At 56.9% G+C, this 26,416-nt stretch carries 29 protein-coding genes and 4 tRNA genes; all 33 read left to right on the top strand.

The annotated features are described in order from the left end of the window. Positions 1 to 118: 118 nt before the first annotated feature. The 33 genes from birA (at position 119) to rplX (ending at position 26,410) form a co-directional block, all read left to right on the top strand. Positions 119 to 1,078, top strand: coding sequence for a bifunctional biotin--[acetyl-CoA-carboxylase] ligase/biotin operon repressor BirA (birA, locus tag ACK59Z_RS16510; RefSeq protein ID WP_108191696.1), 960 nt, complete (start codon positions 119 to 121; stop codon positions 1,076 to 1,078). After that, the gene (locus ACK59Z_RS16505) at positions 1,068 to 1,817 is read left to right on the top strand and encodes a pantothenate kinase (RefSeq protein ID WP_108191669.1); all 750 of its coding nucleotides are present in this window, start codon (positions 1,068 to 1,070) and stop codon (positions 1,815 to 1,817) included. Before birA ends, ACK59Z_RS16505 begins: the two co-directional genes overlap by 11 nt. A 7-nt stretch (positions 1,818 to 1,824) precedes the next feature. After that, the gene (locus tag ACK59Z_RS16500) at positions 1,825 to 2,250 is read left to right on the top strand and encodes a hypothetical protein (RefSeq protein WP_003255504.1); all 426 of its coding nucleotides are present in this window, start codon (positions 1,825 to 1,827) and stop codon (positions 2,248 to 2,250) included. Positions 2,251 to 2,403: 153 nt separating this feature from the next. After that, positions 2,404 to 2,487 (top strand) — tRNA-Tyr (locus ACK59Z_RS16495). A gap of 24 nt (positions 2,488 to 2,511) precedes the next feature. Beyond that, positions 2,512 to 2,585 (top strand) — tRNA-Gly (locus tag ACK59Z_RS16490). A 29-nt stretch (positions 2,586 to 2,614) separates the two neighbouring features. Further along, positions 2,615 to 2,690, top strand: a tRNA-Thr gene (locus tag ACK59Z_RS16485). A 78-nt stretch (positions 2,691 to 2,768) separates the two neighbouring features. Further along, complete coding sequence (gene tuf / locus ACK59Z_RS16480) at positions 2,769 to 3,962, top strand: elongation factor Tu (RefSeq protein ID WP_003255489.1); 1,194 nt, start codon at positions 2,769 to 2,771, stop codon at positions 3,960 to 3,962. Positions 3,963 to 4,016: 54 nt separating this feature from the next. Then, positions 4,017 to 4,092 (top strand) — tRNA-Trp (locus ACK59Z_RS16475). A 44-nt stretch (positions 4,093 to 4,136) separates the two neighbouring features. Continuing rightward, positions 4,137 to 4,505 carry a preprotein translocase subunit SecE gene (gene secE / locus ACK59Z_RS16470; protein WP_003255502.1) on the top strand — a complete coding sequence of 123 codons (369 nt, stop codon included), beginning with the start codon at positions 4,137 to 4,139 and terminating at the stop codon, positions 4,503 to 4,505. A 9-nt stretch (positions 4,506 to 4,514) separates the two neighbouring features. Continuing rightward, positions 4,515 to 5,048 (top strand): transcription termination/antitermination protein NusG, encoded by a 534-nt coding sequence (nusG, locus tag ACK59Z_RS16465; RefSeq protein ID WP_003255501.1) that lies wholly within the window; start codon positions 4,515 to 4,517, stop codon positions 5,046 to 5,048. Between the two features lie 119 nt (positions 5,049 to 5,167). After that, complete coding sequence (rplK, locus tag ACK59Z_RS16460) at positions 5,168 to 5,599, top strand: 50S ribosomal protein L11 (RefSeq protein ID WP_003255500.1); 432 nt, start codon at positions 5,168 to 5,170, stop codon at positions 5,597 to 5,599. Then, positions 5,599 to 6,294: a 50S ribosomal protein L1 gene (gene rplA / locus ACK59Z_RS16455; RefSeq protein ID WP_003255499.1), complete on the top strand. Its 696-nt coding sequence runs from the start codon at positions 5,599 to 5,601 to the stop codon at positions 6,292 to 6,294. The genes rplK and rplA overlap by 1 nt, the downstream gene beginning before the upstream one ends. 197 nt (positions 6,295 to 6,491) lie before the next feature. Then, a complete protein-coding gene (rplJ, locus tag ACK59Z_RS16450) occupies positions 6,492 to 6,992 on the top strand; it encodes a 50S ribosomal protein L10 (protein WP_003255497.1) in 501 nt (166 codons plus the stop codon). A gap of 76 nt (positions 6,993 to 7,068) precedes the next feature. Next, entirely contained in the window at positions 7,069 to 7,434 is a 366-nt protein-coding gene (rplL, locus tag ACK59Z_RS16445; RefSeq protein ID WP_003255496.1) for a 50S ribosomal protein L7/L12, read from the top strand. A 220-nt stretch (positions 7,435 to 7,654) separates the two neighbouring features. Beyond that, a complete protein-coding gene (gene rpoB, locus ACK59Z_RS16440) occupies positions 7,655 to 11,728 on the top strand; it encodes a DNA-directed RNA polymerase subunit beta (RefSeq protein WP_003255495.1) in 4,074 nt (1,357 codons plus the stop codon). 64 nt (positions 11,729 to 11,792) lie between these two features. Beyond that, positions 11,793 to 15,992 (top strand): DNA-directed RNA polymerase subunit beta', encoded by a 4,200-nt coding sequence (gene rpoC, locus ACK59Z_RS16435; protein WP_003255493.1) that lies wholly within the window; start codon positions 11,793 to 11,795, stop codon positions 15,990 to 15,992. A 211-nt stretch (positions 15,993 to 16,203) separates the two neighbouring features. Further along, the gene (rpsL, locus tag ACK59Z_RS16430; RefSeq protein ID WP_003255492.1) at positions 16,204 to 16,575 is read left to right on the top strand and encodes a 30S ribosomal protein S12; all 372 of its coding nucleotides are present in this window, start codon (positions 16,204 to 16,206) and stop codon (positions 16,573 to 16,575) included. A gap of 106 nt (positions 16,576 to 16,681) precedes the next feature. Continuing rightward, positions 16,682 to 17,152, top strand: coding sequence for a 30S ribosomal protein S7 (rpsG, locus tag ACK59Z_RS16425; RefSeq protein WP_003246741.1), 471 nt, complete (start codon positions 16,682 to 16,684; stop codon positions 17,150 to 17,152). Positions 17,153 to 17,182: 30 nt separating this feature from the next. Then, entirely contained in the window at positions 17,183 to 19,330 is a 2,148-nt protein-coding gene (gene fusA, locus ACK59Z_RS16420) for an elongation factor G (RefSeq protein WP_003255490.1), read from the top strand. A 27-nt stretch (positions 19,331 to 19,357) separates the two neighbouring features. Continuing rightward, on the top strand, positions 19,358 to 20,551 hold the full coding sequence (gene tuf, locus ACK59Z_RS16415) for an elongation factor Tu (protein ID WP_003255489.1): 1,194 nt from the start codon (positions 19,358 to 19,360) through the stop codon (positions 20,549 to 20,551). A 141-nt stretch (positions 20,552 to 20,692) separates the two neighbouring features. Beyond that, a complete protein-coding gene (gene rpsJ, locus ACK59Z_RS16410) occupies positions 20,693 to 21,004 on the top strand; it encodes a 30S ribosomal protein S10 (RefSeq protein WP_003186070.1) in 312 nt (103 codons plus the stop codon). 80 nt (positions 21,005 to 21,084) lie between these two features. Further along, positions 21,085 to 21,720 carry a 50S ribosomal protein L3 gene (gene rplC, locus ACK59Z_RS16405; protein ID WP_003255486.1) on the top strand — a complete coding sequence of 212 codons (636 nt, stop codon included), beginning with the start codon at positions 21,085 to 21,087 and terminating at the stop codon, positions 21,718 to 21,720. A 12-nt stretch (positions 21,721 to 21,732) separates the two neighbouring features. Continuing rightward, a complete protein-coding gene (gene rplD / locus ACK59Z_RS16400; RefSeq protein WP_003255485.1) occupies positions 21,733 to 22,335 on the top strand; it encodes a 50S ribosomal protein L4 in 603 nt (200 codons plus the stop codon). After that, positions 22,332 to 22,631: a 50S ribosomal protein L23 gene (rplW, locus tag ACK59Z_RS16395; protein WP_003255484.1), complete on the top strand. Its 300-nt coding sequence runs from the start codon at positions 22,332 to 22,334 to the stop codon at positions 22,629 to 22,631. The genes rplD and rplW overlap by 4 nt, the downstream gene beginning before the upstream one ends. A 14-nt stretch (positions 22,632 to 22,645) precedes the next feature. After that, complete coding sequence (rplB, locus tag ACK59Z_RS16390) at positions 22,646 to 23,470, top strand: 50S ribosomal protein L2 (protein ID WP_003255483.1); 825 nt, start codon at positions 22,646 to 22,648, stop codon at positions 23,468 to 23,470. Positions 23,471 to 23,486: 16 nt separating this feature from the next. Then, a complete protein-coding gene (gene rpsS, locus ACK59Z_RS16385) occupies positions 23,487 to 23,762 on the top strand; it encodes a 30S ribosomal protein S19 (protein ID WP_003255482.1) in 276 nt (91 codons plus the stop codon). An 11-nt stretch (positions 23,763 to 23,773) separates the two neighbouring features. Then, on the top strand, positions 23,774 to 24,106 hold the full coding sequence (gene rplV, locus ACK59Z_RS16380) for a 50S ribosomal protein L22 (protein ID WP_003103908.1): 333 nt from the start codon (positions 23,774 to 23,776) through the stop codon (positions 24,104 to 24,106). Positions 24,107 to 24,119: 13 nt separating this feature from the next. Continuing rightward, a complete protein-coding gene (rpsC, locus tag ACK59Z_RS16375) occupies positions 24,120 to 24,806 on the top strand; it encodes a 30S ribosomal protein S3 (protein ID WP_003255481.1) in 687 nt (228 codons plus the stop codon). Positions 24,807 to 24,818: 12 nt separating this feature from the next. Further along, positions 24,819 to 25,232, top strand: coding sequence for a 50S ribosomal protein L16 (rplP, locus tag ACK59Z_RS16370; RefSeq protein ID WP_003255479.1), 414 nt, complete (start codon positions 24,819 to 24,821; stop codon positions 25,230 to 25,232). Further along, complete coding sequence (gene rpmC / locus ACK59Z_RS16365; RefSeq protein ID WP_002555481.1) at positions 25,232 to 25,423, top strand: 50S ribosomal protein L29; 192 nt, start codon at positions 25,232 to 25,234, stop codon at positions 25,421 to 25,423. The genes rplP and rpmC overlap by 1 nt, the downstream gene beginning before the upstream one ends. Before the next feature lie 2 nt (positions 25,424 to 25,425). Next, entirely contained in the window at positions 25,426 to 25,692 is a 267-nt protein-coding gene (gene rpsQ, locus ACK59Z_RS16360) for a 30S ribosomal protein S17 (RefSeq protein WP_003255478.1), read from the top strand. A 23-nt stretch (positions 25,693 to 25,715) separates the two neighbouring features. Further along, positions 25,716 to 26,084 carry a 50S ribosomal protein L14 gene (gene rplN / locus ACK59Z_RS16355; protein WP_002555479.1) on the top strand — a complete coding sequence of 123 codons (369 nt, stop codon included), beginning with the start codon at positions 25,716 to 25,718 and terminating at the stop codon, positions 26,082 to 26,084. A gap of 11 nt (positions 26,085 to 26,095) precedes the next feature. Further along, positions 26,096 to 26,410, top strand: coding sequence for a 50S ribosomal protein L24 (rplX, locus tag ACK59Z_RS16350; RefSeq protein ID WP_003255476.1), 315 nt, complete (start codon positions 26,096 to 26,098; stop codon positions 26,408 to 26,410). Positions 26,411 to 26,416 lie beyond the last annotated feature (6 nt).

Genomic DNA, 26,416 nt, shown 5'->3' with positions numbered 1-26,416 from the left:
TGGACTGCCACTGCTTCTCTCTGTGGTTGCGATACAAGGCCTCTCCTGCAGGCCCTTTTCCTATGCAAGCCAACAGCCCATGGCTATCATGCCTCCCTTATTCCAAGTCGAGACTGGCATGCTGAAGTTGTTGAATCTCCTCAAGGACGGTCGGTTCCATTCCGGAGAAGCTCTGGGGGCAGCCCTAGGGGTGAGTCGCAGCGCAGTTTGGAAGCAGCTGCAGCATCTGGAAAGTGAGCTGAACCTCACCATTCACAAGGTTCGTGGGCGCGGTTACCAGTTGGCCGCGCCACTGGCTTTGCTTGAGGCCCAGGCAATCGCCGAGTTCGCCGTGGGCGAACAGTGGCCGGTATTCATCCACGAAATCATCGATTCGACCAATGCCGAAGGCTTGCGCCTTGCCGGTGAAGGACAGGCGGCTCCATTCCTGGTTCTGGCTGAGCGCCAGAGCGCCGGACGCGGTCGGCGCGGCCGGCAGTGGGTCAGTCCATTTGCTGAAAATCTCTATTACAGCCTGGTGCTGCGCGTCGATGGAGGCATGCGTCAGCTCGAGGGGTTGAGCTTGGTAGTAGGGTTGGCGGTAATGCGCACCTTGCAGGCGTTCGGTGTAAAGGATGTCGGGCTCAAATGGCCCAACGATGTGCTGGTGCGTGGGCAGAAAATCACCGGGATTCTCCTGGAGTTGGTGGGTGATCCTGCAGATGTCTGTCATGTGGTGCTAGGCATTGGTGTCAATGTAAACATGCAGGTAAACGAACAGGTCGATCAGCAGTGGACCTCTATGCGGCGCGAGGTTGGAGCAGCCATAGATCGCAATCACTTGGTAGCGCTGCTCAGTCAGCAGCTACAGCACGAATTGGCGCGCCATCGCCGCTACGGCTTTGCCGCATTCCAGGAGGAGTGGGAGCAGGCGCACTTGTGGCAGGGGCGCAATGTATCGCTGGTTGCTGGTAGTACACGTATTGATGGTGTGGTTCTTGGCGTCGACGGGCAGGGTGGTTTGCGCCTTGAGGTGGACGGGATGGAAAAGAGCTTCAGTGGTGGTGAGCTCAGTTTGAGGTTGCGTGATGATTCTTGAGCTCGATTGCGGTAACAGCTTCATCAAGTGGCGGGTGATCCATGTCGCCGATGCTGTGATTGAAGCTGGCGGGATCGTCGATTCCGACCAGGCGCTGGTGGCCGAAGTGGCTGCGCTCGCTTCAGTACGCCTCACGGGATGCCGTATTGTCAGTGTGCGCAGCGAAGAAGAAACCGATGCGCTTTGCGCGTTGATTGCTCAGGCATTTGCCGTGCAGGCAAGAGTTGCCCACCCTGTCCGTGAAATGGCAGGTGTGCGCAATGGCTATGACGACTATCAGCGTCTGGGTATGGATCGTTGGCTGGCGGCGCTGGGGGCATTTCACCTGGCCAAGGGCGCGTGCCTGGTGATTGACCTGGGTACCGCGGCCAAAGCGGACTTCGTGTCTGCAGATGGCGAGCATCTGGGGGGCTACATCTGCCCGGGTATGCCATTGATGCGTAGCCAGCTGCGCACTCACACCCGTCGTATCCGCTATGACGATGCCTCTGCGGAGCGCGCATTGAACAGCTTGTCACCAGGTCGCTCGACTGTCGAAGCGGTAGAGCGCGGTTGCGTATTGATGCTCCAGGGCTTTGCCTACACCCAGCTTGAGCAGGCTCGTGTGCTATGGGGTGAGGAGTTCACCGTGTTCCTCACTGGCGGTGATGCGCCGCTGGTGAGGGCGGCCCTGCCACAGGCGCGGGTCGTGCCTGACCTGGTTTTCGTTGGCCTGGCAATGGCCTGCCCATTGGATTGAGGTGCCTATGCGCTGGTTGTTTCTGCTGTTACTGGTGCTCAACGTCTTTTACTACGTATGGCATCAGCAGGAAGCCCCGCTGAAGGTCAAGGAAGTCGCCCCATTGTCGCTGTACAAGGGGAATCAGCAAGAAATCCGTCTGTTGCGTGAGACAGGTGTGTCGGCACCGCCCAAGCGTCGTGATGAATGCCTGGTAGTCGGAGGCGTGAAGGGGCAGGAGCAGTTGGATGCGCTGCGTCAACGCCTGCTGAGTCTGGATATTGCCACCTCGCCGGTGGCAGGACAGTTGCCTGGGGCGGATGGTCGCTGGCTCAAGGTTGCTCCAGAAAGCGAGCGTTTGTTGGACCAAACGGTGCTCTTGGCTCTTTCCAATGATTTCAAAGACTTAAAACATAAAATTATTTTCTGCCAGGGTATTGCAACTGGCGAATAGCTTGATAGAATGGCGCCCGCTTCACAGGGAACACCACTCAGGTGGTAGAGCTGGAAGCGGTGTCAAAGCAGCTAAGTTTCAGATTTGATTGAAAAAATTTGAAAAAAACGCTTGACACTAGGACGGCAGACAAATAGAATGCCGGCCACATCTGGAGGGATTCCCGAGCGGTCAAAGGGGACGGACTGTAAATCCGTTGCGAGAGCTTCGAAGGTTCGAATCCTTCTCCCTCCACCAGTTTTAGCGAGAGCCGCAAGCTCCGCGGGTATAGTTTAGTGGTAGAACCTCAGCCTTCCAAGCTGATGATGCGGGTTCGATTCCCGCTACCCGCTCCAAGTTTGCTGGATTTTGCACAAAGTGTTTCGCTCTTGTAGCTCAGTTGGTAGAGCACACCCTTGGTAAGGGTGAGGTCAGCGGTTCAAGTCCGCTCAAGAGCTCCATATAAACAAGGCAGATATGAAAATATCTGCCTTTGTTTTATCAGCGCAAGACTATTTCTTCTGCGGAGGATTGTATCGATGGCTAAGGAAAAGTTTGATCGTTCCCTTCCCCACGTTAACGTCGGCACTATCGGCCACGTTGACCACGGTAAGACCACTCTGACCGCAGCTCTGACTCGCGTTTGCTCCGAAGTTTTCGGTTCGGCAATCGTTGAGTTCGACAAGATCGACTCGGCTCCGGAAGAAAAAGCGCGCGGTATCACCATCAACACCGCTCACGTTGAGTACAACTCGACCATTCGTCACTACGCTCACGTTGACTGCCCAGGTCACGCTGACTACGTGAAGAACATGATCACCGGTGCTGCCCAGATGGACGGCGCGATCCTGGTTTGCTCGGCCGCCGATGGTCCGATGCCACAAACCCGTGAGCACATCCTGCTGTCCCGTCAGGTAGGCGTTCCGTACATCGTGGTCTTCCTGAACAAGGCTGACCTGGTAGACGACGCTGAGCTGCTGGAGCTGGTCGAGATGGAAGTTCGCGACCTGCTGTCCACCTATGACTTCCCAGGCGACGACACCCCGATCATCATCGGTTCGGCTCGTATGGCGCTGGAAGGCAAAGACGACAACGAAATGGGCACTACCGCTGTTAAGAAGCTGGTAGAAACTCTGGACAGCTACATTCCTGAGCCAGTTCGTGCTATCGACCAGCCGTTCCTGATGCCGATCGAAGACGTGTTCTCGATTTCGGGTCGTGGTACCGTTGTTACCGGTCGTATCGAGCGTGGTATCGTCCGCGTTCAGGATCCGCTGGAAATCGTTGGTCTGCGTGACACCACCACCACCACCTGCACCGGTGTTGAGATGTTCCGCAAGCTGCTGGACGAAGGTCGTGCTGGCGAGAACTGCGGCGTTCTGCTGCGTGGCACCAAGCGTGACGACGTTGAGCGTGGTCAGGTTCTGGTCAAGCCAGGTTCGGTCAAGCCGCACACCAAGTTCACCGCAGAAGTCTACGTCCTGTCGAAGGAAGAAGGCGGCCGTCACACTCCGTTCTTCAAAGGCTACCGTCCACAGTTCTACTTCCGTACCACTGACGTGACCGGTAACTGCGAACTGCCGGAAGGCGTTGAAATGGTAATGCCAGGTGACAACATTCAGATGACTGTTACCCTGATCAAGACCATCGCAATGGAAGACGGTCTGCGCTTCGCTATCCGTGAAGGCGGTCGTACCGTCGGCGCCGGTGTCGTAGCAAAAATTATTGAATAAGTAGTTGATTTACTTGATCAGGCCGGTATAATGGCCGGCCTGATACAGCGTTACAGGTCAGTAGCTCAATTGGCAGAGCGACGGTCTCCAAAACCGTAGGTTGGGGGTTCGATTCCCTCCTGACCTGCCATTTCACCTCGGTGTGATGGCTTTCTTCTTACAGGATCCTCCTCGATGACCCCCAAAACTGAAGCCCAAGAATCGCGTTTTGATCTGTTCAAGTGGCTGGCTGTAGTGGCTTTGGTGGTTGTTGGTGTCGTGGGTAATCAATATTACTCCGCCTCTCCAATCCTGTATCGCGTTCTTGTGCTTCTCGTCCTTGCTGCTGTCGCGGGCTTTGTAGCTCTGCAGACTGCGAAGGGCAAGTCGTTCTTTGCGTTGGCGAAGGAAGCTCGTACCGAGATTCGTAAAGTCGTGTGGCCGACCCGCCAGGAAACCACCCAGACCACGCTGATTGTCGTGGCTGTCGTGCTGGTTATGGCACTGCTGCTGTGGGGGCTCGACTCCCTGCTCGGCTGGGCGGTCTCCTTGATCGTTGGCTAAAGGTGTCCCGTGGCTAAGCGTTGGTATGTTGTGCATGCTTACTCGGGTTACGAGAAGCATGTAATGCGCTCCCTCATCGAGCGCGTCAAGCTGGCTGGCATGGAAGACGGTTTCGGCGAGATCTTGGTCCCGACCGAAGAAGTCGTCGAAATGCGCAATGGCCAGAAGCGCAAGAGTGAGCGTAAATTCTTCCCTGGCTATGTACTGGTCCAGATGGAGATGAATGAAGGGACTTGGCACTTGGTCAAGGACACCCCTCGCGTGATGGGCTTTATCGGCGGTACTGCTGACAAGCCTGCGCCGATTACCGATAAAGAAGCTGAGGCCATCCTGCGTCGCGTTGCCGACGGTAGCGATAAGCCGAAGCCCAAGACGCTGTTCGAGCCAGGTGAAGTGGTTCGAGTCATTGATGGTCCGTTCGCTGACTTCAATGGTAGTGTCGAAGAAGTTAACTACGAAAAGAGTCGCCTGCAGGTTGCGGTGCTCATTTTCGGTCGCTCTACTCCGGTGGAGCTCGAGTTCAGCCAGGTCGAAAAGGTCTAGGCGGACGAAGCATCCCATACCCCGCAGCCCTGTGTGCTGCGGGGTTTTGTCGTCACTGGGATAAAACGCAAGTCATCCGGGGAGCCATTAGGCGTTCGTACCCGATTTTGGAGTAGCTCATGGCTAAGAAGATTCAGGCTTACATCAAGCTGCAAGTTAAGGCCGGCCAGGCCAACCCAAGCCCACCCGTTGGTCCAGCTCTGGGTCAACATGGTGTGAACATCATGGAATTCTGCAAGGCCTTCAACGCCCGTACCCAGGGTCAAGAAGCCGGCCTGCCGACTCCAGTGATCATCACTGTCTACAGCGACCGTAGCTTCACCTTCGAGACCAAGAGCACTCCTGCCTCGGTCCTGCTGAAGAAAGCTGCTGGCCTGACCAGTGGTTCGGCTCGCCCGAACACCGTTAAAGTCGGTACCGTTACCCGTGCTCAGCTGGAAGACATCGCGAAAGCCAAACAGGCTGACCTGACTGCCGCTGACCTGGACGCTGCTGTACGCACCATCGCTGGCTCTGCCCGCAGCATGGGCCTGAACGTGGAGGGTGTGTAATGGCTAAGCTGACCAAACGCCAAAAGGCAATCGCCGAGAAAATCGAAGCAGGCAAGGCCTACAACTTCGAAGAAGCGGCAACTCTGCTGGCCTCGCTGCCTGCTGCCAAGTTCGTCGAGTCCTACGACATCGCTGTTAACCTCGGTGTTGACCCACGTAAATCCGACCAGGTCGTACGTAGCGCTACCGTGCTGCCACACGGCACTGGCAAGACCGTTCGCGTTGCTGTCTTCACCCAGGGGCCAGCTGCTGAAGCTGCTCTGGCTGCCGGCGCTGATCGCGTAGGTATGGACGATCTGGCTGCCGAAATGAAAGGCGGCGACCTGAACTATGACGTCGTTATCGCATCGCCTGATGCCATGCGCGTTGTAGGTCAGCTGGGTCAGGTTCTGGGTCCTCGCGGCCTGATGCCTAACCCGAAAGTTGGTACCGTGACCCCAGACGTAGCCACTGCCGTGAAAAACGCCAAGGCTGGTCAGGTTCGCTACCGTACCGACAAAAACGGTATCATCCACACCTCCGTTGGCAAGATCGGCTTTGAAGCTGACAAGCTGAAGGAAAACGTTGAAGCCCTGATCGCTGACCTGAAGCGTATCAAGCCGGCTTCCTCGAAAGGTATCTACGTTAAGCGCGTTACCCTGAGCACCACCATGGGCCCAGGTCTGGTCATCGATCAGAGCTCGCTGAACGTGTAAGAACATGGCGGCGCGACCAGTCGCGCCGCCAGCAAAAATTGGGGTCCCTGCCTGGCGGGGGCTATCCAAGACCGTAGGCGGCGCAAGCCTTAAAATATCAGCCCACGCAGATGGTGCTCCCGATTCGTTACCGAATCAGACACCAAAACGACATCCGGCCTCGGCCAGATGAAACGGTAAAAACCAGGAGTAAACCCGTGGCAATTAAACTCGAAGACAAGAAGGCCATCGTCGCTGAAGTCAACGAGGCTGCCAAAGTCGCTCTGTCCGCTGTCGTGGCTGATGCCCGTGGTGTGACTGTAAGCGCAATGACCGGACTCCGTAAAGAGGCCCGCGAAGCTGGCGTATACGTACGTGTAGTGCGTAATACCCTGCTCAAGCGCGCTGTTGAAGGCACCGAATTCTCGATCCTCAACGACGCGTTCAAAGGCCCGACCCTGATTGCTTTCTCCAACGAACACCCGGGCGCTGCTGCTCGTCTGTTCAAAGAGTTCGCCAAGGGTCAGGACAAGTTCGAGATCAAGGCAGCTGCGTTTGACGGCAATTTCATTGCAGCGAACCAGATCGACGTGTTGGCTACCCTGCCGACCCGCGACGAAGCTATTGCACGACTGATGAGCGTTATTCAAGGCGCCACCAGCAAGCTGGCTCGTACTCTGGCAGCCATTCGCGACCAGAAAGAAGCTACCGCCGCCTAAGGCGTGCGAACTCTTTCAAAATCATACGTTTAATTTGATGGCTGCGTAGGCTGTCACCCCAATACAGGATTGAGTCATGTCTCTGACTAACGAACAAATCATCGAAGCAATCGGCCAGAAAACCGTTCTGGAAGTTGTTGAGCTGATCAAAGCAATGGAAGAAACCTTCGGCGTTACCGCTGCTGTTGCCGCTGCTGGCCCAGCTGCTGCTGCTGCCGTTGTTGAAGAGCAGACCGAGTTCAACGTTGTTCTGGTTGAAGCCGGCGACAAGAAAGTGAACGTGATCAAAGCCGTTCGCGAACTGACCGGTCTGGGCCTGAAAGAAGCCAAAGAGAAAGTCGATGGCGCTCCTCAGGTTGTAGCTGAAGGCGTTTCGAAAGAAGCCGCTGAAGACGCTAAGAAGAAGCTGGAAGAAGCAGGCGCTAAAGTCGAGCTGAAGTAATCTCGACCTTGCGATGCCAGCCTGAGCGTTGAGCGAAAGGCTGATGGCTGGTGGCTTATGCCACCGGCCTTTTTCCGTTATTGGTGGCCGGTCAGGCCGGTCCCGATAACGAGCTGCAAGACACCCATGTGGGTGGCGCAAACCAAGGGGTTTGCACGATTTTCTGGCTGCTCCCGCCGGGAGAAGCCAAACAAGCAGGTGACCAAGCTGGGGAACGCTGATGGCTTACTCATACACTGAGAAAAAACGTATCCGCAAGGACTTTAGCAAGTTGCCGGACGTCATGGATGTGCCTTACCTCCTGGCCATCCAGCTGGATTCGTATCGCGAATTCCTGCAAGCGGGAGCATCCAAGGATCACTTCCGCGACGTCGGCCTGCACGCGGCCTTCAAATCGGTATTCCCGATCATCAGCTACTCCGGCAATGCTGCCCTGGAGTACGTAGGCTATCGCCTGGGCGAACCCGCCTTCGATGTGAAGGAATGTGTCCTGCGTGGCGTGACCTTCGCGGTCCCACTGCGGGTCAAGGTGCGCCTGATCATCTTCGACAAGGAATCGTCGAACAAAGCGATCAAGGACATCAAAGAGCAAGAAGTCTACATGGGTGAAATCCCCCTGATGACTGAGAACGGTACCTTCGTTATCAACGGTACCGAGCGTGTGATCGTTTCCCAGCTGCACCGTTCGCCTGGTGTGTTCTTCGACCACGACCGTGGCAAGACCCACAGCTCGGGCAAGCTGCTGTACTCCGCTCGCATCATCCCTTACCGCGGTTCCTGGCTGGACTTCGAGTTCGACCCGAAGGACTGCGTGTTCGTGCGTATCGACCGTCGCCGCAAACTGCCGGCCTCGGTGCTGCTGCGCGCCTTGGGTTACAGCACTGAAGAAGTGCTGAATACCTTCTACACCACCAACGTGTTCCACATTTCCGGCGAAAAACTCAGCCTGGAACTGGTGCCACAGCGTCTGCGTGGTGAAGTTGCAGTCATGGACATCCATGACGAAACCGGCAAAGTCATCGTCGAGCAAGGCCGCCGTATTACCGCGCGCCACATCAACCAGCTCGAGAAGGCCGGCGTCAAGCAACTGGACGTTCCAATGGAATACGTCCTGGGCCGCACTACCGCCAAGGCTATCGTGCATCCGGCTACCGGCGAAATCCTCGCCGAATGCAACACCGAGATGACCACCGAACTGCTGATCAAGGTCGCCAAGGCGCAGGTTGTCCGTATCGAGACCCTGTACACCAACGACATCGATTGCGGTCCGTTCATCTCTGACACTCTGAAGATCGATACCACCAGCAACCAGCTGGAAGCTCTGGTCGAGATCTACCGCATGATGCGTCCAGGCGAGCCGCCGACCAAGGATGCAGCCGAGACCCTGTTCAACAACCTGTTCTTCAGTGCCGAGCGTTACGATCTGTCCGCCGTAGGCCGCATGAAGTTCAACCGTCGTATCGGTCGTACCGAGATCGAGGGTTCGGGCGTGCTGAGCAAGGAAGACATCGTCGAGGTTCTGAAGACCCTGGTCGATATCCGTAACGGCAAAGGTATCGTCGACGACATCGACCACCTGGGTAACCGCCGCGTACGTTGCGTCGGCGAGATGGCCGAGAACCAGTTCCGTGTTGGCCTGGTGCGTGTCGAGCGCGCGGTCAAGGAACGCCTGTCGATGGCGGAAAGCGAAGGCCTGATGCCGCAAGACCTGATCAACGCCAAGCCGGTAGCGGCGGCGGTGAAAGAGTTCTTCGGTTCCAGCCAGCTGTCCCAGTTCATGGACCAGAACAACCCTCTCTCGGAGATTACCCACAAGCGCCGCGTCTCTGCACTCGGCCCTGGCGGTCTGACCCGTGAGCGTGCCGGCTTCGAAGTCCGTGACGTACACCCGACCCACTATGGCCGTGTGTGCCCGATCGAGACCCCTGAAGGTCCGAACATCGGTCTGATCAACTCCTTGGCGGCCTACGCCCGCACCAACCAGTACGGCTTCCTGGAAAGCCCGTACCGCGTGGTGAAGGAAGGCGTTGTCAGCGACGACATCGTGTTCCTGTCGGCAATCGAAGAGGCGGATCACGTCATCGCACAGGCTTCGGCCGCGATGAACGACAAGAAGCAACTGATCGATGAGCTGGTAGCAGTTCGTCACCTGAACGAATTCACCGTCAAGGCGCCGGAAGACGTCACCCTGATGGACGTTTCGCCGAAGCAGGTTGTTTCCGTTGCAGCGTCGCTGATTCCGTTCCTCGAGCACGACGACGCCAACCGTGCGTTGATGGGTTCGAACATGCAGCGTCAGGCTGTACCAACCCTGCGTGCCGACAAGCCGCTGGTAGGTACCGGCATGGAGCGCAACGTTGCCCGTGACTCCGGTGTCTGCGTGGTTGCTCGCCGCGGTGGTGTGATCGACTCGGTCGACGCTAGCCGTATCGTTGTTCGCGTTGCCGACGACGAAGTGGAAACCGGCGAAGCAGGTGTGGATATCTACAACCTGACCAAGTACACCCGTTCGAACCAGAACACCTGCATCAACCAGCGTCCGCTGGTGAGCAAAGGTGACAAGGTTCAGCGTGGTGACATCATGGCCGACGGCCCGTCCACCGACATGGGTGAGCTGGCTCTGGGTCAGAACATGCGCATCGCGTTCATGGCGTGGAACGGCTTCAACTTCGAAGACTCCATCTGCCTGTCCGAGCGTGTTGTTCAGGAAGATCGCTTCACCACCATCCACATTCAGGAACTGACCTGTGTGGCGCGTGACACCAAGCTCGGCCCAGAGGAAATCACTGCGGACATCCCGAACGTGGGTGAAGCCGCACTGAACAAGCTGGACGAAGCCGGTATCGTTTACGTAGGTGCTGAAGTTGGCGCTGGCGACATCCTGGTTGGCAAGGTCACGCCAAAAGGCGAAACCCAGCTGACTCCGGAAGAAAAACTGCTGCGCGCAATCTTCGGTGAGAAGGCCAGCGACGTTAAGGACACCTCCCTGCGTGTGCCAACCGGCACCAAGGGTACTGTCATCGACGTACAGGTCTTCACCCGTGATGGCGTGGAGCGCGATAGCCGCGCGCTGGCCATCGAGAAGATGCAGCTCGACGAGATCCGCAAGGACCTCAACGAAGAGTTCCGCATTGTTGAAGGTGCAACCTTCGAGCGTCTGCGTTCTGCCCTGAACGGCCAGGTGGTTGATGGTGGTGCGGGCCTGAAGAAAGGCACCGTGATCACTGACGAGGTGCTGGACGGTCTGGAGCACGGCCAGTGGTTCAAACTGCGCATGGCTGAAGATGCACTGAACGAGCAGCTGGAAAAGGCTCAGCAGTACATCGTCGACCGTCGCCGTCTGCTGGACGACAAGTTCGAAGACAAGAAGCGCAAGCTGCAGCAGGGCGATGACCTGGCACCGGGCGTACTGAAGATCGTCAAGGTTTACCTGGCAATCCGCCGTCGCATCCAGCCGGGTGACAAGATGGCCGGTCGTCACGGTAACAAGGGTGTTGTCTCGGTCATCATGCCGGTTGAAGACATGCCGCACGATGCCAACGGTACTCCGGTTGACGTCGTACTGAACCCGCTGGGTGTACCTTCGCGTATGAACGTTGGTCAGATCCTTGAAACCCACCTGGGCCTCGCGGCCAAGGGCCTGGGCGAGAAGATCGACCGCATGCTCGAAGAGCAGCGTAAAGCTGCTGAGTTGCGCGTGTTCCTGACCGAGGTCTACAACGAGATCGGCGGTCGTCAGGAAAACCTCGACGAGTTCACCGACGAAGAGATCCTGGCCCTGGCTAACAACCTGAAGAAAGGCGTGCCGATGGCTACCCCGGTCTTCGATGGTGCCAAGGAGCGCGAGATCAAGGCCATGCTGAAGCTGGCCGACCTGCCAGAGAGCGGCCAGATGGTGCTGTTCGACGGCCGTACCGGCAACAAGTTCGAGCGTCCTGTGACCGTTGGTTACATGTACATGCTCAAGCTGAACCACTTGGTGGACGACAAGATGCACGCGCGTTCCACTGGTTCCTACAGCCTGGTTACCCAGCAGCCGCTGGGTGGTAAGGCACAGTTCGGTGGTCAGCGTTTCGGGGAGATGGAAGTGTGGGCGCTGGAAGCATACGGCGCGGCATACACCCTGCAAGAAATGCTCACAGTGAAGTCGGACGACGTGAACGGCCGTACCAAGATGTACAAGAACATCGTGGATGGCGATCACCGTATGGAGCCGGGCATGCCCGAGTCCTTCAACGTGTTGATCAAAGAGATCCGTTCCCTCGGTATCGATATCGATCTGGAAACCGAATAACACGTGACGCGAAGGGGAGTGGGGCAGGTAATGCCCGCTCCCTGCTCCGCCAGGAGGAAAGGCCTTGAAAGACCTACTGAATTTGCTGAAAAACCAGGGTCAAGTCGAAGAGTTCGACGCCATCCGCATCGGTCTGGCGTCGCCTGAAATGATCCGTTCGTGGTCGTTCGGTGAAGTTAAGAAGCCGGAAACCATCAACTACCGTACGTTCAAGCCTGAGCGTGACGGCCTGTTCTGCGCCAAGATCTTTGGCCCAGTCAAGGACTACGAGTGCCTGTGCGGCAAGTACAAGCGCCTCAAGCACCGCGGCGTAATCTGCGAGAAGTGCGGCGTTGAAGTTGCCCTGGCGAAGGTTCGTCGTGAGCGCATGGCGCACATCGAGCTGGCCTCGCCGGTTGCCCACATCTGGTTCCTGAAGTCGCTGCCGTCCCGTATCGGCCTGCTGATGGACATGACCCTGCGTGATATCGAGCGCGTGCTCTACTTCGAGAGCTATGTCGTTATCGACCCGGGCATGACTACCCTGGAAAAGGGCCAGTTGCTGAACGACGAGCAGTACTTCGAAGCGCTGGAAGAGTTCGGTGACGACTTCGATGCCCGCATGGGTGCCGAGGCTGTCCGCGAGCTGCTGCACGCTATCGACCTGGAGCACGAGATCGGCCGCCTGCGCGAAGAAATTCCGCAGACCAACTCGGAAACCAAGATCAAGAAGCTTTCCAAGCGTCTGAAGCTGATGGAAGCTTTCCAGGGCTCGGGCAACCTGCCTGAGTGGATGGTCCTGACCGTTCTGCCAGTGCTGCCGCCGGACCTGCGTCCGCTGGTGCCGCTGGATGGTGGCCGTTTTGCGACCTCCGACCTGAACGACCTGTATCGTCGGGTGATCAACCGTAACAACCGTCTGAAGCGCCTGCTGGATCTGTCGGCGCCGGACATCATCGTGCGCAACGAAAAGCGCATGCTGCAGGAAGCGGTCGACGCCCTGCTGGACAACGGCCGCCGTGGTCGCGCCATCACTGGCTCGAACAAGCGTCCGCTGAAGTCCCTGGCCGACATGATCAAAGGTAAGCAAGGTCGCTTCCGTCAGAACTTGCTCGGTAAGCGTGTTGACTACTCCGGCCGTTCGGTAATTACCGTAGGTCCGACCCTGCGTCTGCATCAGTGCGGTCTGCCGAAGAAGATGGCCCTCGAGCTGTTCAAGCCGTTCATTTTCGGCAAGCTGGAAATGCGTGGTCTGGCGACCACCATCAAGGCTGCCAAGAAGATGGTCGAGCGCGAGCTGCCAGAGGTGTGGGACGTTCTCGCCGAAGTGATTCGCGAACACCCCGTACTGCTCAACCGTGCACCGACTCTTCACCGTCTGGGTATCCAGGCGTTTGAACCCGTACTGATCGAAGGTAAGGCTATCCAGCTGCACCCGCTGGTCTGTGCTGCGTACAACGCCGACTTCGACGGCGACCAGATGGCCGTTCACGTGCCGCTGACCCTGGAAGCCCAGCTCGAAGCGCGTGCGCTGATGATGTCGACCAACAACATCCTGTCGCCAGCCAACGGTGAGCCAATCATCGTTCCGTCGCAGGACGTTGTACTGGGTCTGTATTACATGACCCGTGAAGCGATCAATGCCAAGGGCGAGGGTCGCGTGTTCGCCGACCTGCAGGAAGTCGACCGCGTATTCCGCGCCGGCGAAGCCGCTCTGCACGCGAAAATCAAGGTTCGTATCAACGAAACCGTGAAAGAGCGTGATGGCTCGGTGGTCAAGAACACCCGCATCGTCGACACCACCGTCGGCCGTGCGCTGCTGTTCCAGGTTGTGCCAGCAGGTCTGCCGTACGACGTGGTCAACCAGCCGATGAAGAAAAAGGCGATCTCCAAGCTGATCAACCAGTGCTATCGCGTGGTTGGTCTGAAAGAGACCGTTATCTTCGCCGACCAGCTGATGTACACCGGTTTCGCTTACTCGACCATTTCCGGCGTTTCCATCGGTGTTAACGACTTCGTTATCCCGGACGAGAAAGCCCGCATCATCGGTAACGCTACCGACGAAGTGAAGGAAATCGAGAGCCAGTACGCCTCCGGTCTGGTAACCCAGGGCGAGAAGTACAACAAGGTCATCGACTTGTGGTCGAAGGCGAACGACGAAGTGTCCAAGGCGATGATGGCCAACCTCTCGAAAGAGAAGGTCATCGACCGCGAAGGCAAGGAAGTCGAGCAAGAGTCCTTCAACTCGATGTACATGATGGCTGACTCGGGTGCGCGGGGTTCCGCAGCCCAGATCCGTCAGCTGGCCGGTATGCGTGGTCTGATGGCCAAGCCGGACGGCTCCATCATCGAGACGCCGATCACTGCGAACTTCCGTGAAGGTCTGAGCGTACTTCAGTACTTCATCTCGACTCACGGTGCTCGTAAGGGTCTGGCGGATACCGCACTGAAAACCGCTAACTCCGGTTACCTGACTCGTCGTCTGGTGGACGTTGCCCAGGATCTGGTTGTGACCGAGATCGACTGCGGTACCGATCAGGGCCTGGTGATGACGCCACACATCGAAGGCGGCGACGTTGTAGAGCCGCTGGGTGAGCGTGTATTGGGTCGTGTCATCGCCCGTGACGTGTTCAAGCCAGGCACCGAGGACGTTATCGTTCCGGCCGGTACCTTGGTCGACGAGCAGTGGGTTGAGTTCATCGAGCTGAACAGCATCGACGAAGTGATCGTGCGTTCGCCGATCAACTGCGAAACCCGCTACGGCATCTGCGCCAAGTGCTACGGTCGTGACCTGGCTCGCGGTCACCAGGTGAACATCGGTGAAGCTGTCGGCGTTATCGCTGCCCAGTCGATCGGTGAGCCGGGTACCCAGCTGACCATGCGTACGTTCCACATCGGTGGTGCCGCAAGCCGTACTTCGGCTGCCGACAGCGTCCAGGTGAAGAATGGTGGTATGGTGCGTCTGCACAACCTGAAGCAGGTTGAGCGTGCCGACGGTAACCTGGTTGCCGTATCGCGTTCGGGTGAGTTGGCGATTGCCGACGAGTTCGGTCGTGAGCGTGAGCGCTACAAGCTGCCTTACGGTGCGGTGATTTCGGTCAAGGAAGGTGAAAAGGTCGAAGCTGGCGCCATCGTCGCCAAGTGGGACCCGCACACTCACCCGATCGTTACCGAGCTGAAAGGTACCGTGACCTTCGTGGGCATGGAAGAAAACATCACCATCAAGCGTCAGACCGATGAACTGACTGGCTTGACCAACATTGAAGTACTGGACGTCAAGGATCGCCCTGCTGCAGGCAAGGAAATCCGTCCAGCAATCAAGATGGTCGATGCCTCAGGCAAGGATCTGTACCTGCCAGGTACCGACGTACCTGCCCAGTACTTCCTGCCAGCCAACGCCCTTGTCGGTGTGGCTGACGGTGCGCAGATCGGTGTTGGTGACGTTATCGCGCGTATCCCGCAAGAAACGTCGAAGACCCGTGACATTACCGGTGGTCTGCCGCGTGTTGCCGACCTGTTCGAAGCGCGTCGTCCGAAAGAAGCCTCGATTCTGGCTGAAGTCAGCGGCACCATCGCATTCGGTAAAGAGACCAAGGGCAAGCGTCGCCTGGTGATCACTCCGACCGACGGTAGCGATCCGTACGAAGAGCTGATTCCGAAGTGGCGCCACCTGAACGTCTTCGAAGGTGAACAGGTAAACCGCGGCGAAGTTATCTCCGACGGCCCGAGCGATCCGCATGACATCCTGCGTCTGCTGGGTGTAAGCGCGCTGGCGAAGTACATCGTCAACGAGATCCAGGATGTTTACCGTCTGCAAGGCGTGAAGATCAACGACAAGCACATCGAGACCATCCTGCGTCAGATGCTGCGCAAGGTCGAGATCTCCGAGTCGGGCGATTCCAGCTTCATCAAGGGCGACCAGATGGAACTGACTCAGGTGCTGGTAGAGAACGAGCGTCTCGCTGGCGAGGACAAGTTCATCTCCAAGTTCACCCGTGTGCTGCTGGGTATCACCAAGGCCTCGCTGTCCACCGAGTCGTTCATTTCCGCGGCTTCCTTCCAGGAAACCACCCGCGTACTGACCGAAGCGGCTGTAACCGGCAAGCGCGACTACCTGCGCGGCCTGAAAGAGAACGTGGTCGTGGGTCGTCTGATCCCGGCTGGTACTGGTCTGGCCTACCACAGCGAGCGTAAGCGTCGCCGTGATGCCGACAAACCGCTGCGTGTAAGCGCCAGTGAAGTGGAAGCTGCACTGACCGAAGCGCTGAATTCCAGCGGTAACTAAGTACAGGGCAAGGCCCCGGCAAGCCTCGGGCGAGCATCGGCGACATGAAATGTTGCCGATGATCGGGCGGGGAGGGCCGGGGCCTCGTCTTGACTGGGTGCAAGATCCTCTTTAGACTTTTGTACCCTTAAATTTGGTGAGGCTCCGTCTCGCCAATTTTTGGCTTTCTTGCAAGACAATAGAGTCGCAAGACAATCAGTGGAGCTAGTAGATGGCAACTATCAACCAGCTGGTACGTCAGCCGCGTAAGCGTTCGGTCGAGAAGTCCGACGTTCCTGCGCTGCAGAACTGCCCGCAGCGTCGTGGCGTGTGCACCCGTGTGTACACCACCACGCCGAAAAAACCTAACTCGGCACTGCGTAAAGTATGCCGTGTGCGTCTGACCAACGGTTTCGAGGTTTCCTCGTACATCGGTGGTGAAGGCCACAACCTGCAAGAGCACAGCGTCGTCCTGATTCGTGGCGGCCGTGTAAAAGACTTGCCAGGTGTTCGTTACCACACCGTTCGCGGCTCTCTGGATACTTCGGGCGTTAAAGGCCGTAACCAGGGTCGTTCGAAGTACGGTACCAAGCGTCCGAAGTAATCGGTCGTTTGCAGACATCCATTTTTTTGAGTCGATAAGAGTAAGGTCGGGCGTGGGTCGAATGACCTGGTCCCGGGCTAACCTGAAGACCGTTTGAGGGCTTATCATGCCAAGACGTCGTGTAGCAGCAAAACGTGAGATCCTTGACGATCCGAAGTACGGATCCCAGATCCTCGCGAAGTTCATGAACCACGTGATGGAAAGCGGCAAGAAGGCCGTAGCCGAGCGCATCGTTTACGGTGCCCTGGATACCGTCAAAGCACGCAAGAACAGCGACCCCCTGGAAATCTTCGAGAAAGCTCTCGACGCCATCGCTCCGCTGGTCGAAGTAAAGTCCCGTCGTGTCGGCGGTGCCACTTACCAGGTTCCGGTTGAAGTTCGTCCATCCCGTCGTAACGCTCTGGCAATGCGCTGGCTCGTAGACTACGCCCGCAAGCGCGGCGAGAAGTCGATGGCTCTGCGTCTGGCCGGCGAGCTGCTGGATGCTGCCGAAGGCAAGGGTGCTGCAGTCAAGAAGCGTGAAGACGTTCACCGTATGGCTGAAGCCAACAAAGCGTTCTCGCACTACCGCTTCTAATTCAAGCATCAATCTTTTTGCGAGGGCTTTATGGCTCGTACTACAGCAATTAACCGCTACCGTAACATTGGTATCTGTGCCCACGTTGACGCGGGCAAGACCACCACTACCGAGCGGATCCTGTTCTACACAGGTCTGAGCCACAAAATGGGCGAGGTGCATGACGGCGCCGCGACCACCGACTGGATGGTGCAGGAGCAGGAGCGGGGTATCACCATTACCTCCGCTGCCGTTACCACCTTCTGGAAAGGTTCCCGTGGTCAGTATGACAACTACCGCGTAAACGTCATCGATACCCCTGGCCACGTTGACTTCACCATTGAAGTAGAGCGTTCGCTGCGTGTACTCGACGGCGCTGTCGTTGTGTTCTGTGGCACCTCCGGCGTTGAGCCGCAGTCCGAAACCGTATGGCGTCAGGCCAACAAGTACGGCGTTCCGCGTGTTGTTTACGTGAACAAGATGGACCGTGCTGGTGCAAACTTCCTGCGCGTCGTAGGTCAGATCAAGAACCGTCTGGGTCACACTCCGGTTCCTGTCCAGCTGGCCATCGGTTCGGAAGATAACTTCCAGGGTCAGGTTGACCTGATCAAGATGAAGGCTATCTACTGGAACGACGACGACAAGGGCACTACCTACCGCGAGGAAGAAATTCCTGCGGATATGGTCGAGCTGGCTAACGAATGGCGCAACAACATGGTTGAAGCCGCCGCCGAAGCCACCGAAGAGCTGATGAACAAGTACCTTGAAGAAGGTGAGCTGTCCGTCGAAGAGATCAAGGCAGGCCTGCGCGCGCGCACCCTGGCCAGCGAGATCGTTCCGGCTGTCTGCGGTTCGTCGTTCAAGAACAAGGGTGTTCCCCTGGTTCTCGACGCCGTTATCGACTTCCTGCCAGCTCCGACCGAGATCCCTGCGATCAAGGGTATCCACCCTGACCTGATCGATGTGCCTAAGGACGAAGTCAAGCCAGAGCAATTCGACGAGCGTCATGCTGACGACGACGAGCCGTTCTCGGCCCTGGCCTTCAAGATTGCCACCGACCCGTTCGTTGGTACTCTGACCTTCGTTCGCGTTTACTCGGGCTTCCTGACCTCCGGTGACTCCGTCATCAACTCGGTCAAGGGCAAGAAAGAGCGCGTTGGTCGTATGGTCCAGATGCACGCTAACCAGCGTGAAGAGATCAAAGAAGTACGTGCAGGCGACATCGCTGCTCTGATCGGCATGAAGGACGTCACCACTGGTGATACCCTGTGCAACGCCGACAAGCCGATCATCCTTGAGCGTATGGACTTCCCTGAGCCTGTGATTTCGCTCTCTGTAGAGCCGAAAACCAAGCAGGACCAGGAGAAGATGGGTATCGCACTGGGCAAGCTGGCTCAGGAAGACCCATCGTTCCGCGTCAAGACCGATGAAGAAACCGGTCAGACCATCATCTCCGGTATGGGTGAGCTGCACCTGGATATCCTCGTTGACCGCATGAAGCGCGAATTCAACGTCGAAGCCAACATCGGCAAGCCGCAGGTTTCGTACCGCGAGAAGATCACCAAATCCAACGTCGAGATCGAAGGCAAGTTCGTTCGTCAGTCGGGTGGTCGTGGTCAGTTCGGTCACTGCTGGGTTCGCTTCTCCGAGCCGGACGTGGACGACAAGGGCAACATCACTGAAGGTCTGGTGTTCTCCAACGAAGTCGTTGGTGGTGTTATTCCTAAGGAATACATCCCTGCGATCCAGAAGGGTATCGAAGAGCAGATGAAAAACGGCGTTGTTGCCGGTTATCCTCTGATCGGCCTGAAGGCCGCGGTATTCGACGGTTCGTACCACGACGTCGACTCCAACGAAATGGCGTTCAAAATCGCTGCTTCGATGGCGACCAAGCAACTGGCCCAGAAGGGCGGTGGCGTGGTTCTCGAGCCGATCATGAAAGTCGAAGTTGTAACCCCGGAAGACTACCTGGGTGACGTGATGGGTGACCTGAACCGTCGTCGTGGTCTGGTCCAGGGTATGGATGAGTCGGTCTCTGGCCGTGTCGTCCGTGCTGAAGTACCGCTCGGAGAGATGTTCGGTTACGCAACCGACGTTCGTTCCATGTCTCAGGGTCGCGCAAGCTACTCCATGGAATTCTCCAAATACGCCGAAGCTCCGTCGAACATCGTCGAAGCACTCGTTAAAAAACAAGGCTAATCCCCTTTAGGCAAGAGGTTCACTGTCGTGGCTAAAGAAAAATTTGATCGTTCCCTTCCCCACGTTAACGTCGGCACCATCGGCCACGTTGACCACGGTAAGACCACTCTGACCGCAGCTCTGACTCGCGTTTGCTCCGAAGTTTTCGGTTCGGCAATCGTTGAGTTCGACAAGATCGACTCGGCTCCGGAAGAAAAAGCGCGCGGTATCACCATCAACACCGCTCACGTTGAGTACAACTCGACCATTCGTCACTACGCTCACGTTGACTGCCCAGGTCACGCTGACTACGTGAAGAACATGATCACCGGTGCTGCCCAGATGGACGGCGCGATCCTGGTTTGCTCGGCCGCCGATGGTCCGATGCCACAAACCCGTGAGCACATCCTGCTGTCCCGTCAGGTAGGCGTTCCGTACATCGTGGTCTTCCTGAACAAGGCTGACCTGGTAGACGACGCTGAGCTGCTGGAGCTGGTCGAGATGGAAGTTCGCGACCTGCTGTCCACCTATGACTTCCCAGGCGACGACACCCCGATCATCATCGGTTCGGCTCGTATGGCGCTGGAAGGCAAAGACGACAACGAAATGGGCACTACCGCTGTTAAGAAGCTGGTAGAAACTCTGGACAGCTACATTCCTGAGCCAGTTCGTGCTATCGACCAGCCGTTCCTGATGCCGATCGAAGACGTGTTCTCGATTTCGGGTCGTGGTACCGTTGTTACCGGTCGTATCGAGCGTGGTATCGTCCGCGTTCAGGATCCGCTGGAAATCGTTGGTCTGCGTGACACCACCACCACCACCTGCACCGGTGTTGAGATGTTCCGCAAGCTGCTGGACGAAGGTCGTGCTGGCGAGAACTGCGGCGTTCTGCTGCGTGGCACCAAGCGTGACGACGTTGAGCGTGGTCAGGTTCTGGTCAAGCCAGGTTCGGTCAAGCCGCACACCAAGTTCACCGCAGAAGTCTACGTCCTGTCGAAGGAAGAAGGCGGCCGTCACACTCCGTTCTTCAAAGGCTACCGTCCACAGTTCTACTTCCGTACCACTGACGTGACCGGTAACTGCGAACTGCCGGAAGGCGTTGAAATGGTAATGCCAGGTGACAACATTCAGATGACTGTTACCCTGATCAAGACCATCGCAATGGAAGACGGTCTGCGCTTCGCTATCCGTGAAGGCGGTCGTACCGTCGGCGCCGGCGTTGTGGCCAAAATCATCGAGTAATCACTCGGCCGATTGAAAAAACCCCCGCTCAGCGGGGGTTTTTTTTATTGGGTTGACACTAATTGGGGGCGTCTATAGAATCACGCCTCCTTTTAGCGGGCGTAGTGCGTCCGTTGGGAACAGCCTGGAGTCTGAAATCCAATGCAAAATCAGCAAATCCGTATCAGGTTGAAGGCTTTCGACCATCGCCTGATCGACCAATCCACCCAGGAAATCGTGGAAACCGCGAAACGTACTGGTGCACAAGTGCGTGGTCCAATTCCACTGCCTACCCGCAAAGAGCGTTTCACCGTTCTGGTTTCCCCGCACGTCAACAAAGACGCGCGTGACCAGTACGAGATTCGCACTCATAAGCGTGTTCTGGACATCGTCCAGCCAACGGATAAAACCGTTGACGCGCTGATGAAGCTTGATCTGGCGGCAGGTGTGGAAGTACAGATCAGCCTCGGCTAAGACTTCGGTCTAGTCGTGTAACGCTCTGAAATGGGCGGCCATAGCGGGTGAAAGCCCCGTACACTCATGAGGTTTACAACATGACTATTGGTGTAATCGGTCGCAAGTGCGGTATGACCCGCATTTTCACCGAAGAAGGTGTCTCCATTCCGGTCACGGTCATTGAGATCGAGCCGAATCGCGTCACCCAGTTCAAAACTGAAGAAACCGATGGCTACCGTGCAGTGCAAGTCACTGTCGGCGAGCGTCGTGCTTCGCGTGTGACTGCCGCTCAGGCAGGCCACTTCGCCAAGGCCAACGTTGCCGCTGGTCGCGGTGTTTGGGAGTTCCGTCTTGAAGAAGGCGATTTCCAGGCTGGCGATCTGATCAAAGCTGAACTCTTCACTGCAGGCCAGCTGGTTGACGTTACTGGTCAGTCCAAAGGTAAAGGCTTCGCCGGTACCATCAAGCGCTGGAACTTCCGTGGTCAGGACAACACCCACGGTAACTCCGTGTCGCACCGTGTTCCTGGTTCCATCGGCCAGTGCCAGACTCCTGGTCGTGTGTTCAAGGGCAAGAAAATGTCCGGTCACATGGGCGCCGAGCGCGTGACTGTTCAGTCCCTGGAAGTAGTTCGCGTAGACGCTGAACGCAACCTGCTGCTGATCAAGGGTGCCGTACCTGGCGCTACTGGCGGCGACGTGGTTGTACGTCCAGCTGTCAAGGCTCGCGGTTAAGGGGAAACTGACATGCAACTTAATGTAAATGACGCTCAGGCGATCGAAGTTTCCGAACTGACTTTCGGTGGCGAATTCAACGAGACGCTGGTTCACCAAGCAGTCGTGGCCTACATGGCCGGCGGCCGTCAGGGTACCAAGCAGCAGAAGACCCGTTCCGACGTGGCTGGTGGCGGTAAGCGCCCATGGCGTCAGAAGGGTACTGGCCGTGCTCGTGCTGGTACCACTCGTGGTCCGATCTGGCGTGGCGGTGGTGTAACCTTCGCAGCTCGCCCTCAAGATCACTCGCAAAAGCTCAACAAGAAGATGTATCGCGCAGCTCTGCGCTCCATCCTCGCTGAGCTGGTGCGTAGCGACCGTCTGGTCGTGGTTCAGGACTTCGCTGTTGAAGCACCGAAAACCAAAGATCTGCTGAACAAGCTGAACGGCATGGGTCTGAGCGACGTATTGATCGTTTCCGACGCTGTTGATCAGAACCTGTACCTGGCTGCTCGTAACCTGCCGCACGTCGATGTACGTGACGTACAAGGTTCCGACCCGGTCAGTCTGATCGCATACGAGAAAGTGTTGATCACTGTCTCGGCCGTGAAGAAATTCGAGGAGCTGCTGGGATGAACCAGGAACGCGTATTCAAAGTCCTCCTTGGCCCGCACGTTTCCGAGAAGGCTACCGTTCTGGCTGAGAAAAAAGGCCAGTTCGTATTCAAGGTTGCTACTGATGCAACCAAGCTGGAAATCAAGAAAGCTGTCGAAGGCCTGTTCAACGTAAAAGTTGAAAACGTGTCGACTGTTAACGTTCTGGGTAAAACCAAGCGTACCGCACGTGGTCTGGGCAAGCGTAATGACTGGAAGAAGGCGATCGTCTCCCTTCAGCCAGGCCAAGATCTCGATTTCAGCAGCAGTGCTGAGTAAGGAAGGGGTGCATCATGGCAATCGTTAAATGCAAACCGACTTCCCCTGGCCGCCGTTTCGTGGTCAAGGTGGTCAACAAGGAGCTGCACAAAGGCGCTCCTCACGCACCGCTGATCGAGAAAAAATCGAAGTCTGGTGGTCGTAACAACAATGGCCGCATTACCACTCGTCACGTTGGTGGTGGTCACAAGCAGCATTACCGTCTGGTCGACTTCCGTCGCAACGACAAAGATGGCATTCCAGCCACTGTCGAGCGTATCGAATACGATCCAAACCGTACTGCTCACATCGCCCTGCTGTGCTACGCAGACGGTGAGCGTCGCTACATCATCGCGCCTAAAGGCGTGAGCGCTGGCGACCAGCTGATCGCAGGTGCCCTGGCCCCAATCAAGGCCGGTAACTCCCTGCAGCTGCGCAACATTCCAGTAGGTAGCACCATTCACGGCATCGAACTGAAGCCGGGTAAAGGTGCTCAGATCGCTCGTTCCGCTGGTGCTTCGGCTCAGCTGATCGCTCGCGAAGGTGTCTACGTGACCCTGCGTCTGCGCTCTGGTGAAATGCGTAAAGTCCTGGCTGAGTGCCGTGCGACCCTGGGCGAAGTCTCGAACTCCGAGCACAGCCTGCGTTCGCTGGGTAAAGCTGGTGCCAAACGCTGGCGCGGCGTTCGCCCAACCGTTCGTGGTGTTGCCATGAACCCGGTTGACCACCCACACGGTGGTGGTGAAGGTCGTACCTCCGGTGGTCGTCATCCGGTATCGCCATGGGGCTTCCCAACCAAGGGTGCTAAAACCCGTGGTAATAAGCGTACCGACAACATGATCGTCCGTCGTCGCAAGTAACTAGAGGGATACGACAGTGCCACGTTCTCTGAAAAAAGGTCCTTTTATCGATCTTCACCTGTTGAAGAAGGTCGAAGTGGCGGTGGAGAAGAATGATCGCAAGCCAGTTAAAACCTGGTCGCGCCGTTCGATGATCCTGCCACAAATGGTCGGTCTGACCATCGCGGTTCACAACGGTCGCCAGCATGTTCCAGTTCTCGTGAACGAAGACATGGTCGGCCACAAACTGGGCGAGTTCGCCGGTACCCGCACCTATCGCGGGCACGTGGCTGACAAGAAAGCCAAGCGTTAAGGGGTAAGGAAATGGAAGTAGCCGCTAAGTTGTCGGGCGCTCGCATCTCCGCCCAGAAAGCCCGCTTGGTCGCCGACCAGATCCGCGGGAAGAAGGTGGGCGAAGCGCTCAACCTGTTGGCCTTCAGCAGCAAAAAAGCCGCTGAAATCATGAAGAAAGTCCTCGAGTCGGCCGTAGCCAACGCCGAACACAACGAAGGCGCAGACGTTGATGACCTGAAGGTCTCCACCGTCTTCGTCAACGAAGGGCGTTCGCTGAAGCGCATCATGCCACGTGCCAAAGGCCGTGCTGATCGCATCGTCAAGCGGTCTTGCCATATCACTGTCAAGGTTGCGGACAAGTAACGGAGTCGATCAGATGGGTCAGAAAGTACATCCCACTGGCATTCGCCTGGGAATCGTCAAGGAGCACACCTCCGTCTGGTACGCAGACGGTGCTACTTACGCAGATTACCTGTTGAAGGATCTGAAAACGCGTGAGTACCTCCAAGACAAACTAAAAAGCGCGTCCGTAAGCCGTATCGATATTCATCGTCCGGCTCAAACTGCACGCATCACCATCCACACCGCTCGTCCCGGTATCGTTATCGGTAAGAAAGGTGAAGATGTCGAGAAGCTGCGTCAGGACCTGACCAAGCAGATGGGTGTGCCTGTGCACATCAACATCGAAGAGATCCGCAAGCCGGAACTCGACGCTATGCTGGTTGCGCAGAGCGTAGCTCAGCAGCTGGAACGCCGTGTAATGTTCCGTCGCGCCATGAAGCGCGCGGTACAGAACGCCATGCGTATTGGTGCCAAGGGCATCAAGATCCAGGTGAGCGGTCGTCTCGGCGGTGCTGAGATTGCTCGTACCGAGTGGTATCGCGAAGGTCGTGTGCCTCTGCACACCCTGCGTGCCGATATCGACTACAACACCTACGAAGCTCACACCACTTACGGTGTGATCGGTGTGAAGGTTTGGATCTTCAAAGGCGAAGTTATTGGTGGTCGCCAAGAAGAACTGAAACCACAAGCACCAGCGCCTCGTAAAAAAGCTGCTAAGTAAGGGGTACGCCAAATGTTGCAACCAAAGCGTACAAAATTCCGCAAGCAGATGACTGGCCACAACCGTGGTCTGGCACTGCGCGGTAGCAAAGTCAGCTTCGGCGAATTCGCCCTGAAAGCTGTTGCTCGCGGTCGCCTCACCGCTCGCCAGATCGAGTCCGCACGTCGTGCGCTGACCCGTCACGTTAAGCGTGGCGGTAAGATCTGGATCCGTGTGTTCCCGGACAAGCCGATCTCCAAAAAACCTCTTGAGGTTCGTATGGGTAAAGGTAAGGGCTCCGTGGAGTACTGGGTTGCCCAGATTCAGCCAGGCAAAGTCCTGTACGAGATCGAGGGTGTTTCTGAAGAGCTGGCGCGCGAAGCTTTCGCCCTGGCTGCTGCAAAGCTGCCTCTCGCCACCTCCTTTGTTAAGCGGACGGTGATGTGATGAAAGCGAATGAACTTCGTGAAAAATCGGCACAGCAACTGAACGAGCAACTGCTCGGCTTGCTGCGCGACCAGTTCAATCTGCGTATGCAGAAAGCAACTGGCCAGTTGGGGCAGTCGCACCTGCTCTCGCAAGTTAAGCGTGACATCGCTCGCGTGAAAACTGTGCTCAACCAGCAGGCAGGTAAGTGATCATGGCTGAAGCTGAAAAAACCGTCCGTACGCTGACTGGCCGTGTCGTCAGCGACAAAATGGACAAGACCATCACCGTTCTGATCGAGCGTCGCGTAAAGCACCCGATCTACGGTAAATACGTTAAGCGTTCGACTAAGCTGCACGCGCACGACGAAGCCAACCAGTGCAAGATCGGCGACAAGGTTTCCATCCGTGAAACCCGTCCGCTGGCCAAGACCAAGTCCTGGGCACTGGTTGAAGTCCTCGAACGCGCTGTTGAAGTCTAAGGGCTAGGGGTCGGAGAAATTTTATGATTCAGACTCAATCCATGCTCGATGTGGCCGATAACAGCGGCGCTCGTCGCGTCATGTGCATCAAGGTGCTCGGCGGTTCGCACCGCCGTTACGCCGGTATCGGTGACATCATCAAAGTAACCGTCAAGGAAGCAATTCCGCGCGGTAAGGTCAAAAAAGGCCAGGTGATGACCGCTGTCGTCGTACGTACCCGTCATGGTGTTCGTCGCGCTGACGGTTCCATCATTCGTTTCGACGGCAACGCTGCTGTTCTGCTGAACAACAAGCAAGAGCCGATCGGCACTCGCATCTTCGGGCCAGTGACCCGTGAACTTCGTACTGAGAAGTTCATGAAGATCGTCTCGCTCGCCCCTGAAGTGCTGTAAGGAGATCCGACATGCAAAAGATTCGTCGTGACGACGAGATCATCGTGATCGCCGGCAAAGACAAAGGTAAGCGCGGTAAGGTGCTGAAGGTTCTGGCTGATGACCGTCTGGTTATCGGTGGCGTGAACCTGGTCAAGCGTCATACCAAGCCTAACCCGATGGCGGGCGTACAGGGCGGTATCGTCGAGAAAGAAGCGCCTCTGCACGCTTCCAACGTTGCCATCTTCAACGGTGAAACCAACAAGGCTGACCGCGTTGGTTTCAAAGTAGAAGACGGTAAAAAAATTCGTGTCTTCAAGTCGACCCAAAAAGCGGTTGATGCTTGAACACTG

Origin of the sequence: Pseudomonas sp. KCJK9058, assembly GCF_046230975.1 — a bacterium.
Taxonomy (GTDB): domain Bacteria; phylum Pseudomonadota; class Gammaproteobacteria; order Pseudomonadales; family Pseudomonadaceae; genus Aquipseudomonas; species Aquipseudomonas alloputida.
The sequence above is the reverse complement of the archived record's forward strand: the minus strand, read 5'-3'. Positions and strand labels throughout refer to the sequence as shown.